This window comes from Paraburkholderia sp. J41, from assembly GCF_905220235.1.
Taxonomy (GTDB): Bacteria; Pseudomonadota; Gammaproteobacteria; order Burkholderiales; family Burkholderiaceae; genus Paraburkholderia.
In genome coordinates, this window is sequence record NZ_CAJMZE010000003.1 from 317,966 (window position 1) to 334,006 (window position 16,041).

Sequence of the window (16,041 nt, forward strand, 5' to 3'; positions counted from 1 at the left end):
GCGCGCACGAGGGCGCGCGCCGCGAAAAAGAAGCCGCCAATCGCAGTACGGAAGTGCAGCAAAACGTAAAACAACAAGGATGCACAGATGTCGAATCACGCGTCGAATCACGCAAATCCGCAGACGAGCGGGCCGCTCGTGCTGCGCGGCATAAGAGACCGGGACGCCGAGCAACTCCACGCGCTCATTTACGCGCCGTCGATGGCGCACGGCGACCCGCAAACGCCGTATCGCACCCTGGAATCCACGCGCGAGTGGCTCGCCAAACGCACGCCGCAACTGATCCTGATCGGCGCCTGGATGGGCGAGGAACTCGTGGGCGAGGGCCAGTTGGAGGTCGGCCGGATGCGCCGCGCGCACGTGGCGGAAATCGGCATTGGCGTGCGCGGCGACTGGCTGCGGCGAGGCGTGGGCACGCGGCTCATGGCGGAAATGCTCGATCTCGCCGACAACTGGCTCGGCCTGCGCCGGCTCGAACTCAACGTGTTCGTCGACAACGAAGCCGCCATTGCGCTTTACCGGAAGTTCGGCTTCGAGGTCGAAGGGCGGCTGCGCGGCCCGATGCTGCGCGACGGCGCCTATGTCGATTCGTTTCTGATGGGGCGTCTGCGCGCGCCGCTGCCCTACGTCGAGAGCGAGGCATCATGAATCTTCCCCACGATGCCGCGGCGGACCGCGCCGCCTTCGCGAAAGCCGTGCGCGTGCGCGCCGCCGAAGCCGACGACGCCGAGGCCATGGCCGCGCTCATGAACCATCCCAGCGTGCGTCCCGGCACGCTGTCGCACGGCTACCGCACGGGCGAAGCCGTGCGCGCGTGGCTCGCGAGCCAGAAGGCCGGTTCGATGACCGTGGTGGCCGAATACGCAGGGCAGCTCGTCGGCCAGTCCGAACTTCGTGCGCACGACGGGCGGCGCGCGCATTGCGGCTCGCTCGGCATTTCGGTGGACGAGGCGTATCATGGCCGCGGCGTGGGCTCGCTGCTGCTCGCCGCGCTGCTCGATGCCGCCGACAATGCGCTCGGCTTGCGCCGCGTCGAGTTGCAGGTGTTTGCGAACAACACGCGCGCGCTCGCGCTTTATCACAAGTTCGGCTTCGTGGTGGAAGCGCGCGCCCGCGCTGGCGCGATCGCCGACGGCGCGCTGCGCGACGTGCTGCACATGGCGCGTCTCGTCGACGCGCCCGCGTTCGCGCCGCCTGTCAACGCCGCGCATTCCACGACCGCTCTCTAAGCCAGGACGCCTCGCGTGCCTTTCTTCTTCATCGACCGGCCGGTCTTCGCGTGGGTGATCGCGCTCGCCGTGATGGTGGCGGGCGCGCTCGCCATCGCGCAACTGCCCATCGCGCAGTACCCGCGCCTCTCGCCGCCGCGCATCGTGATCGTCGCGCAGTATCCGGGCGCGTCGGCGCAAACCGTCGACGACAACGTCGCGAGCATCATCGAGGAAAGCCTCGACGGCGCGGACGGCATGCTCTACTACCAAACCACCAGCGACGGCCTCGGCAATCTCGAGATCGACGTGACCTTCGCGCCCGCCACGAATCCCGACATCGCGCTCGTGGACGTGCAGAACCGCATCAAGCAGATCGAGGCGCGCCTGCCGCAAGCGGTCGTGCAGCAGGGCGTGAACGTGGTGAAAGCGTCCAACACGTTCCTGATGCTGGTGGCGCTCACGTCGACGGACGGCTCGCGCGACTCCGCGCAGCTCGCCGACTATCTGAACCGCTACGTGCTGCGCGAACTCAAGCGCGCGCCCGGCGTGGGCTCGGCGGAACTGTGGGACGCCGACGAAGCCATGCGCATCTGGCTCGATCCGTACCGGCTGCGCGAGTTCGGGCTTTCCGCGAGCGACGTGACCACGGCGATCAGCGCGCAGAACGCGCCGGTCACGGCGGGCACGATCGGCGACGCGCCGTTCGCGGCGGGCCAGCAGACCAACGCCTCGGTGGACGTGACGGGCCAGCTCGAAACGCCCGAACAGTTCGGCGAAATCGTGCTCAAGGCCAAAACCGACGGCTCGATCGTGCGCCTGCACGACATCGCGCGCGTGGAGATCGGCCGCAGCGACTATTCTTTCTTCTCGCGACTGAACGGACGGCCCGCCGCGACCGTCGGCATCCAGCTCGGTCCGCGCGGCAACGCGCTCGAAACCTCGGACGCGATCCGCGCGAAACTCGCCGAACTCTCGAAGCGCATGCCGCCCGGCATCGCCGTGGAGATTCCGTTCGACTCCGCGCATTTCGTGCGCGTGGCGATCCGCGAAGTCGTCATCACGCTGCTCGAAGCCATCGTGCTGGTGTTCTGCGTGATGTGGCTGTTCCTGCGCGATCTGCGCGCCACGCTCGTGCCCACGGTCGTGATTCCCGTCACGCTGATGGGCGCGTTTCTCGCGCTCTACATGGGCGGCATGTCGATCAACGTGTTCACGCTGTTCGGCCTCGTGCTGGCGATCGGCATTCTGGTGGACGACGCGATCGTGGTGGTGGAGAGCGTGCATCGCGCGATGCACGAGGAAGGGCTCGCGCCGCGCGAGGCCACGCGCCGCGCAATGTCGCGCATCGGCGGCGCGATCGTCGGCGTGACGGCGGTGCTCACGGCCGTGTTCGTGCCGATGGCGTTCTTCACCGGCAACGTGGGCGGCATCTATCGCCAGTTCGCGGTCGCGATGATTGCCTCGATGCTGGTGTCGTCGTTCATGGCGCTTTCGCTCACGCCCGCGTTGTGCGCGAGCATGCTAAGGAAACCGAAGCATATCGAGGCGCACGGCACTTCGCGCGTCGCGCGCGTGTCGCGCGGCTATCGCGGCCTCGTGCTCAAGCTGCTGCGCCGCGGCCGCCGCGTGCTCGCAATCTACGCGGCGCTGCTCGTCGCGGGCGCGTGGCTCTACTGGCACATGCCGGAAGGCTTTCTGCCGGCCGAGGACGAAGGCCAGTTGCAGGTCATGATCCAGTTGCCGGCGGGCGCGAACCAGGCGCGCACGCTCGCCGTGCTGCAACGCACGGAGCAGATCCTGCGCGGCGAAAGCGCGGTGGAGAACGTCACGGGCGTGGTGGGCTGGAGCTTCGCGGGCAGCGGGCAGAACGTGGGCATGGCCTTCGTCGATCTCAAGGACTGGGATCGCCGCTCGATCAGCGCGCAGGCGCTGCGCGACCGCCTCAACGGCCAATTCGCAACCATCCTCGACGGCGACGTGGAAGCCACCTTGCCCTCGCCCGTGCCCGGCATCGGCCACTCGGAGGGCTTCACGTTCCGGCTCGAAGATCGCGGCGGCGTGGGCATGGACGCGCTCAAGGCGGCGCGCGGCCAGTTGATCGACGCGGCCACCAAAAGCCCTGTGCTGGCGGGCGTGCGTTCGGAGGATCTGCCCGATGCGCCGCGCGTCGATCTCGACATCGACCGCGCCAAGGCCTACGCGTTCGGCGTGCCGTTCGACCGCATTGCCGATGTGTTGAGCACGACCTTCGGTTCGACCTATGTCGACGACTTTCCGGCGGGCGGGCGCATGCGCCGCGTGATCGTGTCCGCCGACGCGAGCGCACGCATGGCCGACCGCCAGTTGCTCGATCTGCCGGTGCAGACGAGCACGGGCGCGACGGTGGCGCTCTCGTCGCTGGCAAGCACGCACTGGACGCGCGGCCCCGTGATGCTCGCGCGCTACAACGGCTATCCGTCGCTCGACGTGAGCGGGCGCGAGTCGGGCGGCCACAGTTCGGGCGAGGCGATGGCGGAAATGGAACGGCTCGCGCAGGCGTTGCCCGAGGGCGTGGGTTACGAATGGACCGACACGGCGTTCGAGCAGATCGAGGCGGCGCGCGATACGCCGCTGCTGCTCGGGCTTTCGGTGCTGGCCGTGTTCATGGTGCTGGCGGTGCTCTACGAAAGCTGGATCACGCCGCTCGCGGTGTTGCTGGTCGTGCCGCTCGGCACGCTCGGCGCGGTGCTGGCGATGCTGATGCGCGGGCTGCCCAACGACATCTATTTCAAGGTGGGGCTCGTGACCGTGGTCGGCCTCACGGCGAAGAACGCAATCCTGATCGTGCAGGCCGCGAACGCGCGGCGCGAGCGCGGCATGCGCGTGGGCGCCGCCGTGGCGGCCGGCTGCGCGGAGCGTCTGCGGCCGATCGTGATGACTTCGGCGGCTTTCGTGCTCGGCGTGGTGCCGCTCGCGTTCTCGCACAGCGCGGGCGCGGAGAGCCGTCACTCGATCGGCACCGGCGTTCTCGGCGGCGTGCTGGCCGCGACGGCGCTCGGTCTCGTGTTCGCGCCGGTGCTTTATTGCGCGGTGGCGGCGCGCTCGCCGGTGCGTGCCGTGGGGCGCACGCGGCGCGGCCGCGGTCCGGCGCGCGGCGAAACCATGTTGGAGGAAAACGCGCAGTAAGTGTGCGGCGATGCGGGGCATGCGGTCCCGCGAAAGCCGACGCGTCCATGTGCGCGCCGCGCGCCGATCAGAACAGCCGCGGCGTGCCGACCCAGACCAGCACGGCTTCGTCGTCGCGCATGTTGGTCCAGCTATGCGGCAACGTCGATTCGTAATGCGCACTGTCGCCCGCGCCGAGCACGAACGATTTGCCTTCGAGCGTGATCGTCACTTCGCCGCTGAGCACGTGCACGAATTCCTCGCCCGCGTGCGTGGTCACTTCGCTTGGCCGCTCGCCGGGCGGCATGCGCACGAGAATCGCCTCGAGCTGGCGGCCGCCCGACTGATTCGACAGGCGCGCGAACAGATCGGCGGAATCGGCGAAGGCGAAGTACTGCAAATCCTTGCGGCGGCGCACGCAGCCTTCCTCGGTCGGCGTATCGACGAAATAGCTGACGGGCACGCCCAGCGCCTTCGCGATGCTTACGAGCGAAGTGATGGACGGGCTGGCGTGATCGCGCTCGACTTGCGAAAGAAAGGGCTTGGAAAGCTGCGAGACGGTCGCGATGTCGTCCAGCGTGCGGCCCTGGCGCTGGCGCAGCGAGCGGATCTTGCTGCCGACGGACACGACGTTCTGGGTTTCGACGGTTTTCGATGCCATGTTGAGGGCGAGTCGTTGGAATGGGATGCGAGAAGTGGGCTTTCGGAGGCGGGCGCGATGGCGGCGATTATTCGTCTAACGAATGCGAATGCCGGAGCGCTCGATGCGGATTGTTGCGCGAGCATTGAAAATTCAACGTATTCAAGCCGGATTTCCCCGCTGCGAATCGCAATTCGCTTCTCCATTGATTTCGTTTTAGTCACTGTGCGCGTGAAAAAACCGCCACGGCGTATTTAGCGAAAATAGCCGATGTCGTGTGCGTCGGATCGTTTCGCTGTGTGCCAAGCATAACATCGCCATTTTTCCGGTGGTATCGGTGGTTTACTTATTCTTTCCTTTTGCTTTGTGAACGATGCGTGCAAATGCGCGTCAACGCCTGCGATACGAAGGCGACGCGGCAAGCGGGCGCTGCAAGGCGCGCCGCGCATTAATTCGGTTCTGGCGGGATCGGAAGGCGGCACTGCGCGTAGTAAATCGGCGATTCGTCGGAAACGCAATCGCGCCTATTTCCGCATACTGGGTTCCGGCGAACGCCAATCTGTAATTCGTTGTGATATTGCGTGCTGCAATATTCAGATTTTTATCGGCGACGGAGGTGAAAATGGCCGCGCGTTGCCGCTCGTGCTGTTACCGAACGCGCTCTCGATTTCCGAATCGGCTTGCTTCGCACGCGAAGCTTTTCTTTCTTGCTCCTCGTTAAGACAGCCGCAATTCGCGGGCGACGCAGAACTCTCGCGCCGAGGCCCGCGCTCCGTGCGTTGCGCATTGCGCGGGCTGGCTGCGGCGGCATTCATGGATCAGTCAAACATTGTCAATCGCCGCGCAATGTATTTGATTCGCCGCCGCACGTCGCCGAAAATCAGTTGGCGCAGGCACCAGCGCCTGTGCAGAACACCGGAATGTGATAACGGGAGGTAAAGATGGGTCTTCTGAACGAACTGGGCGAAGTCGCGGGCGCACTGGCAGCCGTCGAGGCAGCGGAAAAGCTCGACCCGAATGCGGGTTTCCTCACGAAAGCCGCGGCTGCCGTGGCGGGTTTCAAGGGCGTAGGCGCGGTTGAGGGCATGGTGGAAAACAGGGACGAGCAAACGCCGGCCGATGGCGGCACGCAGCAGGCCGACAACCCGGATTTGCAGGCCTGATCCCTGAAGGTCCGGGTCGCTATTGGCGATAACGGCGGCACAGCCGCTCGATACCGGCTGTTTGCCGCGATGCCGGCCGCAAGTCAGTCTCTGCCGGCCCGAAAGCACTGAGGGAAGTGTGGCGCGCATCCTGGATGCGCGCCCAAAAAGGCCGGGCTAAACGCCTCTAAACGCCTCTAGACGCCTGTTAGTCATCCGTGGCATATCGGGCTGCCAGCGTCATCGGCCCGGTTTCCCCGATTTCGACCCGGACCGTGTGACCGCTGCCGGGCGCGACTTCGCAGGCCAGCCCTTCCATGGTTTCCATGTGAGCTAGGGTCACGTCGCGCGGACCGTCCGGGGTAATGATCTCCAGCACGTCGCCCACAGCAAAGCGATTCTTCACCTCGAGTGTCGTCAGGCCGGTCACGGCATCGTAAGCCAGCCATTCGCCGACGAATTGCTGACGCGCGTTACCCGAAGATCCGCTGGCATAGTTCTGGTAATCCTCGGAGCGGTGCCGCTGGAGGAAGCCGTCGGTGTAGCCACGGTTGGCGAGGCCATCAAGGCGACCCATGAGCCCCGCGTCGAACGGGCGCCCGGCGACCGCGTCGTCGATGGCGCGTGCATAGAGCTGTGCCGTACGTGCGACATAGTAATGCGACTTGGTGCGTCCTTCGATCTTCAGGCAATCGACGCCGATATCGACCAGCCGCTGCACATGCTCGATCGCACGCAGGTCACGCGAATTCATCAGATACGTGCCGTGTTCGTCTTCGGACAGTTCCATCCATTCGCCGCCGCGGCGCGCTTCTTCTTCCAGCAGATACACGCGATCCGCTGCCTTGTGGCGCGGCACGTGTTCGCCTTCGGCCGTAAGTGCCGAGTCGCTCATGCGATAGCTCCAGCGGCAGGCGTTGGTGCAGGTGCCCTGATTCGAGTCGCGATGATTGAAGTAGCCGGAAAGCAGGCAGCGGCCGGAGTACGCAATGCATAACGCTCCGTGTACAAAGACCTCGAGTTCGGTGTCGGGGCAGCGTTGGCGGATATCGGCGATCTCGTCAAGCGAGAGTTCGCGCGACAGGATCACCCGCGATACGCCGAGCGAATTCCAGAAGCGGACGCTGGCGTAATTGACGGTGTTGGCCTGTACGGAAAGGTGGACCGGCATGTCCGGCCAGGTCTGCCTGACCATCATGATCAGTCCTGGGTCCGCCATGATCAGTGCATCCGGGCCAAGGGCCACCGCATCGCTCAGATCCCTGATGAAGGTGTCGACCTTGCGGTTGTGCGCCATCAGATTGACGGTCAGATAGAAGCGCTTGCCGGCGGCCCGGCAGGCTGCAATGCCTTCGGCGAGGAATCCCGTGTTGCGGAATTCGTTGTTGCGCGCACGCAGGCTGTAGCGTGGCAGGCCGGCGTACACCGCGTCGGCGCCGTATGCGAGCGCGTAGTTCAGGGCGCGCAGCGAACCGGCGGGGCTGAGAAGTGTTGGGCGTTTCATGGCGTCGGCCTTGAGAAAAGTCCGTAAAAATACCAGTGTTTTCCTGGACGCCCTTTGTGCCAGATCCAGCCGGCGCGTTGTTTTCAGATCGCAAGTGCGTACTCGTCGGACGATCATCGGCCGAACGCGTTATAGATATCGGGAGACAGACTGCAATGTGCAATGCGGGTGCCGGGAAATCTTGTTTCCGGAATGGGCGATTTCATTCAGACTAAGGCCTCGCGTCACGGGGCATTGTCAGGAATTGACAAATGTCCCGTAAATCAAGGCACTTTTTTTACACGATCTGCAACACAAAAATTTCGCCGTCGGCAATAAGGGAACCGACCCGGAGCACCCGGTTCGGGTCAGACCGAGCCATGATGACGACGGTCGTCGGTCCCAATTGACAGCGCATACTGCTGTCGATGAACATCGGCTTCATGTGCGGCCGGATAGCCTGTTCTGTTTGAGTTTATGTCGAGAAATCCAGTGCTGAGAAATGTTACGGATATGGATCTGCGCTTGCTGCGCATTTTTTCCACTGTTGTGGAGTGTGGTGGATTCACGGCCGCGCAAGCCGAGTTGAACAAGAGTCAGTCGAGTATCAGCACGCAAATTTCCGCGCTGGAATTGCGGCTGGGGTACCGGCTCTGTGAGCGAGGCAGGGGCGGATTCCGGTTGACGGAGAAAGGTCAACACATCCTCAAGGCCTCAAAGATTCTGTTCGGCGCGCTGGACGCATTTCGCGACGAGGCGCAGGGTCTATCCGCTCGCCTGGTGGGGGATCTGTATCTTGGTTTGGCCGACAATATCGCGACCTTGCCCGCCGCGCACATTGACGCGGCAATCGCACGGTTTTATCGCCGCGAGCACGACATGCGCCTGCATATCGTGGTGAACTCGCCCACCGAGCTGGAACTGGCGGTGATCGACGGACAACTGGATATGGCGGTCGCCTATTTCAGCCGTCCGTTGCCGACCCTGGCCTACCATCCGCTCTACACGGAAGAAATTGGCATTTTCTGCGGTCGCAGGCATCCGCTGTTTGCCGTGGACCGGCCGAGTGTCGAACAACTCAAAGCCAGCGACTGGATCAAACATGGCTTCCTGCCGGCCGATCAGGTGCTGCCGGTCACGCCCGATCGAACCTCAGCCATAGCGCACCATATGGAGGCGGTGGTGCATGGCGTGCTCGCCGGCACCCATCTGGGGTATCTTCCCGCTCACTATGCCCGGTCATGGCTCGAGAATGGACAGATGCGGGCGATACATCCCGCGACACTGCGATATGAGGTGCAACACAGCATGATCACCCATGCCGGTCGCCCTCAAAGCGAAGCAGTCCGTGCCTTCATCGACGACTTGCTGGCCGAACATCAGCATTGACCAACGATGTCGCGCGATGCATTCATCGTTGTGCTACCGGCAGAACACCGTCGACGGCGTTGCGGAATATCTGGCTGTACGCCGCGGCATCAAGCACGCACGCATTGGTATCGGACGAGGAGATGTCGGCGAGGGCCTGCTCCCCGACCCACTCCGCCGCTTTGGCATCGAGCCCGATCGCACCGAGGGAGTGCGGAATGCCGAGCCGCTCGCGCAACCCGAGTACCCAGTCGAGAAAGCCGGCGAAATCGGGTCGCTCCAGTTCCAGATAGCGGGCGAGCCGGGCGATATCTTCGCTGATCGCATGCTGGTTCGCAATCAGGACGTACGGCAGCAGGATCGCGTTCAACAAGCCGTGATGCTTGTGATAACGGGCGCCCAGCGGATGAGCAAGGGCATGCACACCGCCCAGCCCTTTCTGGAAGGCTACGGCGGCCATGGCCGATGCCACCAGCATTCCCTCGCGCGCGACGATGTTCTGGCCATCCGCGCAGGCGTCGGTCAGATGCTGCCGGATCAGGCGGATGCCCTCCACCGCGATACCGGAGGACATCGGGTGATAAAGCGGCGAGCAAAAGGCTTCGACGTGATGCGTCAGCGCATCCATGCCGGTTGCGGCTGTCAGCGAGGGCGGCAGGCCGCGGGTCAGCACCGGGTCGAGGATCACCGTTGCCGGGAGCAGTTCCGGGTGGCTGATTACGCGCTTGACGTTCAGCTCGCTCTGGGTGAGTACGGCTTCGCGTCCCAGCTCCGAACCGGTACCGGCCGTCGTCGGCAGCGCGATCAGCCTGGGCAGCCCGAGGCGTGGGTAGTCCGCGAGGCTCGGATAGTGCGCAATGACCTTCGACCACTCGAAACTCTCCAGCCCCTGCGGATCGACGGCCGACAGGCTGATGCCCTTGGCGGCGTCCATGGCGCTGCCGCCGCCCAGGGCGATCAGCGAGTCATGCTGGCCGGCCTTGAATGCGGCAACCCCGCGGGCAACGTCAGTCAGGCTCGGATTGTTGGCAACATCGCTGAACACGGCGAGTTCGATATCCGCGTTCTGCAAGTGTGTCTTCAACAAGGCGAAGGGTTCCAGGGCCAGCATGCCCGGGTCCGTCACCACCAAGGGCTTGCGCATGCCGAGCAATCGGCAGCGTTGGGCCAGCGTGTCGAGCGCACCCGCTCCACAGAAAATCTCCGTGGGGTAATTCCAGTAGTGAAGAGAAGCCATCTGTTATTCCAAAAGTTCAGCGAGGCGTTTGCTTCATTTGCCTCGCCCGCCAGGACGGTGGCGTAAGGATGCGACGCAATCAGGCAACGGCGGCGCGTTGATAAGGCTTGGCCCAGAACATGTAGATCAGGCCCAGTACGGCCAGTACCGAGAACACCACGATCACCGCCCATACCTGGATCCACGATGCCCCAGGCGGGGCAAGAGATTCCCGCGGCCAGGCAACGTTGACGCTTTCGAACACCAGCCAGACGAAGGCGGCGAGGTTGACCGGCAAACCCCAGCGGCCCAGGCTGAACGCCCCCGGTTCGACCTTCCATCTTCCGCGCAGACGAACGATCAGGGCGCACGTGATCACGATCAGGAACACCACGAAGAAACCGCCGCTGCCAAACGCAATCAGGGTGCCGACCGCCGTTGCGTTCATGCCGAGGGCGAGGCCAAAGCTCGCGAACAGGGTGCTGAATACCATGGCCGCGAACGGCACCTTGCGTTTGTCGACCTTGCGCAGCAGCGCCGAGGCCGGCAGGATCGAGTCCCGCGCCATACCGAACACGGCCCGGCCGATGTAGGTTTGCACCGAGACCACGCACGCGATGAACGCCACCAGCACGACGCCTACAAACGGGCGCTGCGTCCACGCGCCAAACGCATTGACGACGGCAGGCGTGACTGGATCGACGGTTTGACCCGAGACCAGGGCGGCGGTGTTGGTATAGGAAAGCGTGACGGCAAACACGGTGAGCATCACGGTCAACCCAACGAGGATCATCGAACGCAGGATGGCGCGCGGGGTAGACGTGCGTGCGTCGGCCGTTTCTTCCGAGACCTGCGAGCAGGCGTCGAAGCCCAGGAACGCCCAACCACCTACCGCCATGGCCGTCAGAAAGCCTGAGAGATAGGAGCCGTTAGCGCCCTGAGCAGGCGTCAGTCCTTCAAACAGCAAGGAAAATGGATGGTTGCGGAAAAACAGTAACAACACCACGCCTATGCCGATCGAAGCGATGGCTTCGGCAACGATGCCGGCGTTGACGAAATACTTGAGCGGGTTGATCCCGAACAGGTTCACACCGAGGCCCAGCAGCAACAGCGCTGCGCCGCAGAACACCTGTGCGTTCGCGCCCGGCGGTTGGCCGGTGAAAAACAGCCAGAGCCAAAACCCGCCCAGATAGGCCACGGTAGTCAGCGACGCCAGGGCCGATGCCAGGTACATGAAGCCGGTGAACCATGCCCAGCGGTCGCCTGCCAGACGCTTGACCCACTGGTAACAACCGCCTGCAAGCGGGTACTGCGACGACAGCTCGGCATAGATCAGCGCCACCAGCAATTGCAACGCCAGGCAAAGGGGAACGATCCAGACCCAGGAAGGCCCTACGCTTGTTGCGCCCAGTGACATTACCGAATAGATCCCGACCACGGGGGACACTGTGGCGAAACCAACCGAAAAGGAGGACCAGAGGGACAACCCGCGGTGCAGTTCCTGCTTGTAGCCCTGGCTTTGCAGCAGATGTTCATCGGCGCCTTGCCGATGGGAGGAAGGGGTCATCGCACACCTCCGCAAGAAGTGTGTGCGATGGCGGGTACGTCACGATCGACGCGGCTGCGTGCGAACGCATGCGACATAGGGTGTCTCCTTGAGTCGACAGGCAGATTATTTTTAAGATCGCCGTTTATTGATTCGGGCGTACTGACGACACGGCTTCTGGGCTCCTTGAATCGGAGTTGCAGCGAGCTTAAGGTAGCCGCGCCTCGATATAAATGCATATCTCCTTAGCCTGACATCGTGTTTTTTTGATGTATGGGAGAACCGGCTTTCGCTCGTGTTGCCTGTGTTTAAACGCTTTCGCGTTGTGGGCGCGGGAGCAGCCCCCTGAAACACCGGACACAGCGACCCACTTAAAATAACGGGTAGGCATAAGACTGTGTTTTGACTAAGAGCGGCTAACACAAGTCATCAACGAAGCGGGAACAGATAACGGCAGCAGCCAGAGAGCAACGCAACATGAATGTCGAGATGACGCTCGAAACGAATGCGCAGTTTTGGGGCACGTTGCGGGCCGAACGTGAAAGCGTCGGGCTGGCGCCGTTCAATGCTGACGCGTCTATCGAGTCATGAGCACACGCGGGCCGTTGATGGAGTGCCGTCCGGCACCACCGCGTCCGCAACGACGACACGACAGCAAGGTCGCAGTGGCGCGAAGCAATCAGCTGTTGGGGCTCGGATGGCTTCGAGTTCCGGAGCGACAACGGAGAGCCGCTGCGTGTGACGTTCGCGCTGATGAGGCTGGGCCGCTACGATGGCGGGCCATAGCGGCGGCATCGTGCGCGACGTGATGCTTCGACAGTGGAAAATCACTTCGGTGACGCGTCGCATACCCCATCCGAAATCGAGCGGTTAAGCGACAACGGCTCGGGGCTACACGGCAGACGATACCGCGCCGGTGCAGCCAAAATCGGGCTGAAGCCATTGACCGCGCCGGTGTGCAGCCCACAAAGTAATGGCATGGCCGAGAGCTTCGTAAAGACGATGAAGTACGATTACGTTGCCTTTATGCCGAAACCGAATGCGGCGACGCAACAAGTAACCTAGCCATCGCATTCCGAGCATTACAACGCGAGAAGTGTCCCCAAAACGCGTTAAAGTACCGCTCACCACGAGCATTCCGGCGCGCGACGGGACCCCGCAACCTTAGTGTGAATCTGTGTCCGGGATTACAGGAGCAAATCCAGCAATCATTATCATGAATCACATTATTTTTATTTTATAGCGCAATAAAAATTACAATTATAAATGTTTTAATCCAGATAAAAATATTGCAAATGAAACAAAGAAAAGTGAAAGCACATCATCGCAATCGTCTGCGTATCGACCAAAGTTGTGCATGCATTCAAAACCCGGAGAAAACAGAAAAAATGCAGTTCCGACCAATTTAACTATGGATGTAAAAATTAGAAGTGGCTTACGATTTTTCTGGGTGATCATTGAAATACCCTTGGTGGATTGAGTGGATTCATGTTCAGGGAGTCTCCAAGATTCTGCTACGACAAGGCTGAAGCGGGGCAACGGCAGCGAGACAGCATAGGGGCGCAGGGAGTACTCCCTGCGCCCCTATGCTGTTTCCCCCTTGCATGTTGTTGTGGGAAACGACGAATAGTATCTTATTTACGACTTAGCTTTTGACGACTATCACAATGAACGAAAATGTCCTTTCGCGAGGCCAGTCAATGTAGTGGGTGGCAGTCAGGGAAGTGCAGGTGGCCAGATGCCCGGAGCATCAAAACGGCGCAGCCACAGGTCCGTGAGTCGAAGGTTGAATCGAAGTTCGCCAGCGTTTGAACCGAGTCCCATCGAGCGTATCCTGTTTGTTCTGACTGGGAGGACCACCTTGTTGATAGCGGCATACAAAGAGGGGATACCTTTCTCGACGGGGGCCATTTCAGGCTCGCATCCCGATCGGATCACGAGACCTCCGCTATCCAGGTGATAAAAACGAAATTCCGGATCGGTGAGCGCGGTACGGATAGATTCGGGACCACCGAGTTGCCTAGTGTAATGTTCCCCCAGCACTGTGTACCAATTGACTCCGGTGATTCCTTCCCATCCGTTGGTCATCAGGATAACTGAGATAGGCTTGTCAATTTGAAGGCCGTAGTAACGTTCTGCCAGTTCGAGTTCATATGGTTCCCATCGGGCGTATTCGTGCGGCAACGCAAGCGCGAAGCCAGCATAACCGTGTGTTGCGTTCAGTTTGTTGCAGCATGAGATGAGGAAGTCGTGCATTGGAAATGCGCCGGCGTCCCACGCTCCTTTCTGAACACAGTCGGGCGCGACCCAAAAGCTGAGATATGAGATATCCCTTCCAATTGCCTGCTCCCAATCGGGAGCCGTCAAGCATTTGATTCCATAGTCGCCAACATACTTTTGATTAAAGCTGTCCATAAAGCCAAGCTCGATACCATTGCCTGGTTTGGCATTGATAATTGCGGTCTGGGTGTCTTCTGCCAAGCGCTCGTCGAAGTGCCATGGCGTCGGTTTTCCGCTTGAAGGTTCAGGGTCCCAACCCCATTGGAGATATTTTCCGAACGCCTTGAAGTAGTCATCAAAGCAATCCCATAGCGCATTGTGCGATGACGCCAGATGGGCATCGCGGAAGAACAACGTTACACGCAGTACAAGTTTGACTACATACCGATAGTTTGGTTCGGGGCTATCCGGGGCGATGTGATCGCAGTCGTAGATGTAGTCGGAAAGTTGTTTCGGTGTCATTGTGATAGGTGTTAGTTAGAGAGCGAGGAGCACAAGCGAAGCGCCGCCTGTTTCTGGTGCGGCGACGACTGCAAGTACTCTTACGAGAATGAGACCACCAATTACTACGACTGCCCATCCGCCCACGTTTGTCGTGGGGGTGTCTTGAAGCGCCTCTTGAATCGGGCGCGCCGATTGCAGGTTCGGCGAACGGATAGGAACTCGTGCTGGAGCAGGAACTGGAGCGGGCTCAGGTTGGGGCGCCGGTTTAGGTTTCGGGGCTGGTACAGGCTCACCTTCAGGGACTGGAACAGGCTCAGCTTCAGGGACTGGAACAGGAATATTTTTTCTGGATGACTTACGCGAGGGAGCCCTGTCTGGAACTGTGACAGGTTTCTCTTGGGGCTGCTTCCGCTTTTCTTTGCACCTGCAACTCAGGGCTGGGTCAGGATGCTCTGGTTCAAGGATGTTGAATTCCGCGGGGCCAGCAATGTATCGGTAAGCTAACTCCTGGCCTTCGCTATAAGTATCGTTCTCAAATTTAACCTCAACGATCCGTTCGATATTTGCCTGTACTGGGATAAATGGCCCGATTCCAGGTCGGCCAGATTCGAGGTATTCCGGCCTGTCTGGGTCTCCTGCCGCCTTCAAAGCCTCGTACAATGGACTCGCCTGGTGTCCGGTAGATTTGAGCACAACCACGTCCGGGATTCGCAACATCTTTCCGCCAGCCTGTTCGAGATTATTACGTGACATGACGACGATCGGCGACGTCTCAGCTACTTTTTCGGCAACGTCTTGCGAATTTATATCCGGTTGTCTGCGTAGTCCCGGCAACGCGGAGAGCGGAAAACTGCTCGGCCTGTTTACGTCTTTGGCTGACATCAGAGGTGCCGGCGGTTCTTTGCTCATGTCATAGCCAACTTCCCCTTTGTAGCGCCAATACTGATATGCCCTTTTGTTGTCCGCCCATATGGAACGCGTTACAGTGCGCTGATACATCGGGTGCCCTGCTGCATTCAAGTCTGGAGCTGGCAGGGCGACGCAACACTTGGCACAAAGGTAGCCTTTGTCAAGCGGTTGTGCGAGTGGGGCGGTCGGAGTCGTGGCGCCAAGTCGGGTTTGGTCGCCACCATATTTTGGCTCTGTGCTTGCGCGTTTTGGGCGAGGAGGGGCCATATTTTTCCTATAGAAAGATCTTTAATCCAGGCGATTTATACTGTTATCGCCGTCGCATATAACGTTTCCATGCGAATCGCAGTAGTGCAGATGATACTGATCGTCGGTAGTTTGAATCGCACGAACCTTCACATGTTCTGCGGGACTGGTTACAGCAAGGTCGGTGATTGCCGTATCAGAGGAAGTCCCAAAAAATTGAAGGCCGCTCGCGGATGTGATGTTGTACGGGGTATTCGTAAGCAATGTTCCGTCAGCTTGATTGACGAGTTTGAAGTTTTGCTCATAGAGCTTGCCATCCGGCATCGCTGGGAAAGCCGGATTTCGCGATTCTTTGCCTTTTTTTTGAACCGTGATGGTCTTCAGGAACAGGTCACCGGGGCCGCCGAGCGTG

At 61.1% G+C, this 16,041-nt stretch carries 12 protein-coding genes and 2 pseudogenes; 6 read left to right on the plus strand and 8 right to left on the minus strand.

Features of this window, described 5'->3' with window-relative positions; translation table 11 throughout:
- Nucleotides 1–87 precede the first annotated feature (87 nt).
- The 3 genes from U5805_RS05030 to U5805_RS05040 are packed head-to-tail and all read left to right on the plus strand — an operon-like array spanning nucleotide 88 to nucleotide 4,376.
- The gene (locus tag U5805_RS05030; protein ID WP_322102338.1) at nucleotides 88–648 is read left to right on the plus strand and encodes a GNAT family N-acetyltransferase; all 561 of its coding nucleotides are present in this window, start codon (nucleotides 88–90) and stop codon (nucleotides 646–648) included.
- A complete protein-coding gene (locus U5805_RS05035) occupies nucleotides 645–1,229 on the plus strand; it encodes a GNAT family N-acetyltransferase (protein WP_322102339.1) in 585 nt (194 codons plus the stop codon). The genes U5805_RS05030 and U5805_RS05035 overlap by 4 nt, the downstream gene beginning before the upstream one ends.
- A gap of 15 nt (nucleotides 1,230–1,244) precedes the next feature.
- A complete protein-coding gene (locus U5805_RS05040; RefSeq protein WP_322102340.1) occupies nucleotides 1,245–4,376 on the plus strand; it encodes a multidrug efflux RND transporter permease subunit in 3,132 nt (1,043 codons plus the stop codon).
- 67 nt (nucleotides 4,377–4,443) lie between these two features.
- Here U5805_RS05040 and U5805_RS05045 read toward each other — a convergent pair whose 3' ends face one another.
- On the minus strand, nucleotides 4,444–5,016 hold the full coding sequence (locus tag U5805_RS05045; RefSeq protein WP_322102341.1) for a cupin domain-containing protein: 573 nt from the start codon (nucleotides 5,014–5,016) through the stop codon (nucleotides 4,444–4,446).
- A gap of 920 nt (nucleotides 5,017–5,936) precedes the next feature.
- On the opposite strand from U5805_RS05045, the gene U5805_RS05050 reads away from it, so the two are divergent.
- Nucleotides 5,937–6,158: a hypothetical protein gene (locus U5805_RS05050; protein WP_322102342.1), complete on the plus strand. Its 222-nt coding sequence runs from the start codon at nucleotides 5,937–5,939 to the stop codon at nucleotides 6,156–6,158.
- 187 nt (nucleotides 6,159–6,345) lie between these two features.
- Here the strand turns inward: U5805_RS05050 and yegQ are convergent, their stop codons facing one another.
- Nucleotides 6,346–7,641 carry a tRNA 5-hydroxyuridine modification protein YegQ gene (gene yegQ / locus U5805_RS05055; RefSeq protein ID WP_322102362.1) on the minus strand — a complete coding sequence of 432 codons (1,296 nt, stop codon included), beginning with the start codon at nucleotides 7,639–7,641 and terminating at the stop codon, nucleotides 6,346–6,348.
- A 277-nt stretch (nucleotides 7,642–7,918) separates the two neighbouring features.
- A complete protein-coding gene (locus U5805_RS05060) occupies nucleotides 7,919–8,065 on the minus strand; it encodes a hypothetical protein (protein WP_322102343.1) in 147 nt (48 codons plus the stop codon).
- A gap of 68 nt (nucleotides 8,066–8,133) precedes the next feature.
- Here U5805_RS05060 and U5805_RS05065 point away from each other — a divergent pair, with 68 nt between their 5' ends.
- A complete protein-coding gene (locus tag U5805_RS05065; protein WP_322102344.1) occupies nucleotides 8,134–9,009 on the plus strand; it encodes a LysR family transcriptional regulator in 876 nt (291 codons plus the stop codon).
- 22 nt (nucleotides 9,010–9,031) lie between these two features.
- On the opposite strand, the gene U5805_RS05070 is transcribed toward U5805_RS05065, so the two are convergent.
- Nucleotides 9,032–10,225 (minus strand): iron-containing alcohol dehydrogenase, encoded by a 1,194-nt coding sequence (locus U5805_RS05070; protein ID WP_322102345.1) that lies wholly within the window; start codon nucleotides 10,223–10,225, stop codon nucleotides 9,032–9,034.
- A 79-nt stretch (nucleotides 10,226–10,304) separates the two neighbouring features.
- Nucleotides 10,305–11,771 (minus strand): APC family permease, encoded by a 1,467-nt coding sequence (locus tag U5805_RS05075; RefSeq protein ID WP_322102346.1) that lies wholly within the window; start codon nucleotides 11,769–11,771, stop codon nucleotides 10,305–10,307.
- 495 nt (nucleotides 11,772–12,266) lie between these two features.
- Here U5805_RS05075 and U5805_RS05080 point away from each other — a divergent pair.
- Nucleotides 12,267–12,970, plus strand: a pseudogene (locus U5805_RS05080) (IS3 family transposase); the annotation flags it as partial.
- A 496-nt stretch (nucleotides 12,971–13,466) separates the two neighbouring features.
- On the opposite strand, the gene U5805_RS05085 reads toward U5805_RS05080, so the two are convergent.
- From U5805_RS05085 to U5805_RS05095, 3 genes and pseudogenes are all read right to left on the minus strand, one after another.
- Nucleotides 13,467–14,492, minus strand: coding sequence for a type VI immunity family protein (locus tag U5805_RS05085; RefSeq protein WP_322102347.1), 1,026 nt, complete (start codon nucleotides 14,490–14,492; stop codon nucleotides 13,467–13,469).
- A gap of 15 nt (nucleotides 14,493–14,507) precedes the next feature.
- Nucleotides 14,508–15,473 (minus strand): hypothetical protein, encoded by a 966-nt coding sequence (locus U5805_RS05090; RefSeq protein ID WP_322102348.1) that lies wholly within the window; start codon nucleotides 15,471–15,473, stop codon nucleotides 14,508–14,510.
- Between the two features lie 198 nt (nucleotides 15,474–15,671).
- Nucleotides 15,672–16,041: pseudogene (locus U5805_RS05095) on the minus strand (hypothetical protein); the annotation flags it as partial.

Coding starts and splice junctions, on each gene's coding strand:
- U5805_RS05030 (WP_322102338.1), top strand. CDS start 88: ATGTCGAATCACGCGTCGAATCACGCAAATCCGCAGACGAGCGGGCCG.
- U5805_RS05035 (WP_322102339.1), top strand. CDS start 645: ATGAATCTTCCCCACGATGCCGCGGCGGACCGCGCCGCCTTCGCGAAA.
- U5805_RS05045 (WP_322102341.1), bottom strand. CDS start 5,016: ATGGCATCGAAAACCGTCGAAACCCAGAACGTCGTGTCCGTCGGCAGC.
- U5805_RS05050 (WP_322102342.1), top strand. CDS start 5,937: ATGGGTCTTCTGAACGAACTGGGCGAAGTCGCGGGCGCACTGGCAGCC.
- yegQ (WP_322102362.1), bottom strand. CDS start 7,641: ATGAAACGCCCAACACTTCTCAGCCCCGCCGGTTCGCTGCGCGCCCTG.
- U5805_RS05060 (WP_322102343.1), bottom strand. CDS start 8,065: ATGAAGCCGATGTTCATCGACAGCAGTATGCGCTGTCAATTGGGACCG.
- U5805_RS05065 (WP_322102344.1), top strand. CDS start 8,134: ATGGATCTGCGCTTGCTGCGCATTTTTTCCACTGTTGTGGAGTGTGGT.
- U5805_RS05070 (WP_322102345.1), bottom strand. CDS start 10,225: ATGGCTTCTCTTCACTACTGGAATTACCCCACGGAGATTTTCTGTGGA.
- U5805_RS05075 (WP_322102346.1), bottom strand. CDS start 11,771: ATGACCCCTTCCTCCCATCGGCAAGGCGCCGATGAACATCTGCTGCAA.
- U5805_RS05085 (WP_322102347.1), bottom strand. CDS start 14,492: ATGACACCGAAACAACTTTCCGACTACATCTACGACTGCGATCACATC.
- U5805_RS05090 (WP_322102348.1), bottom strand. CDS start 15,473: ATGTATCAGCGCACTGTAACGCGTTCCATATGGGCGGACAACAAAAGG.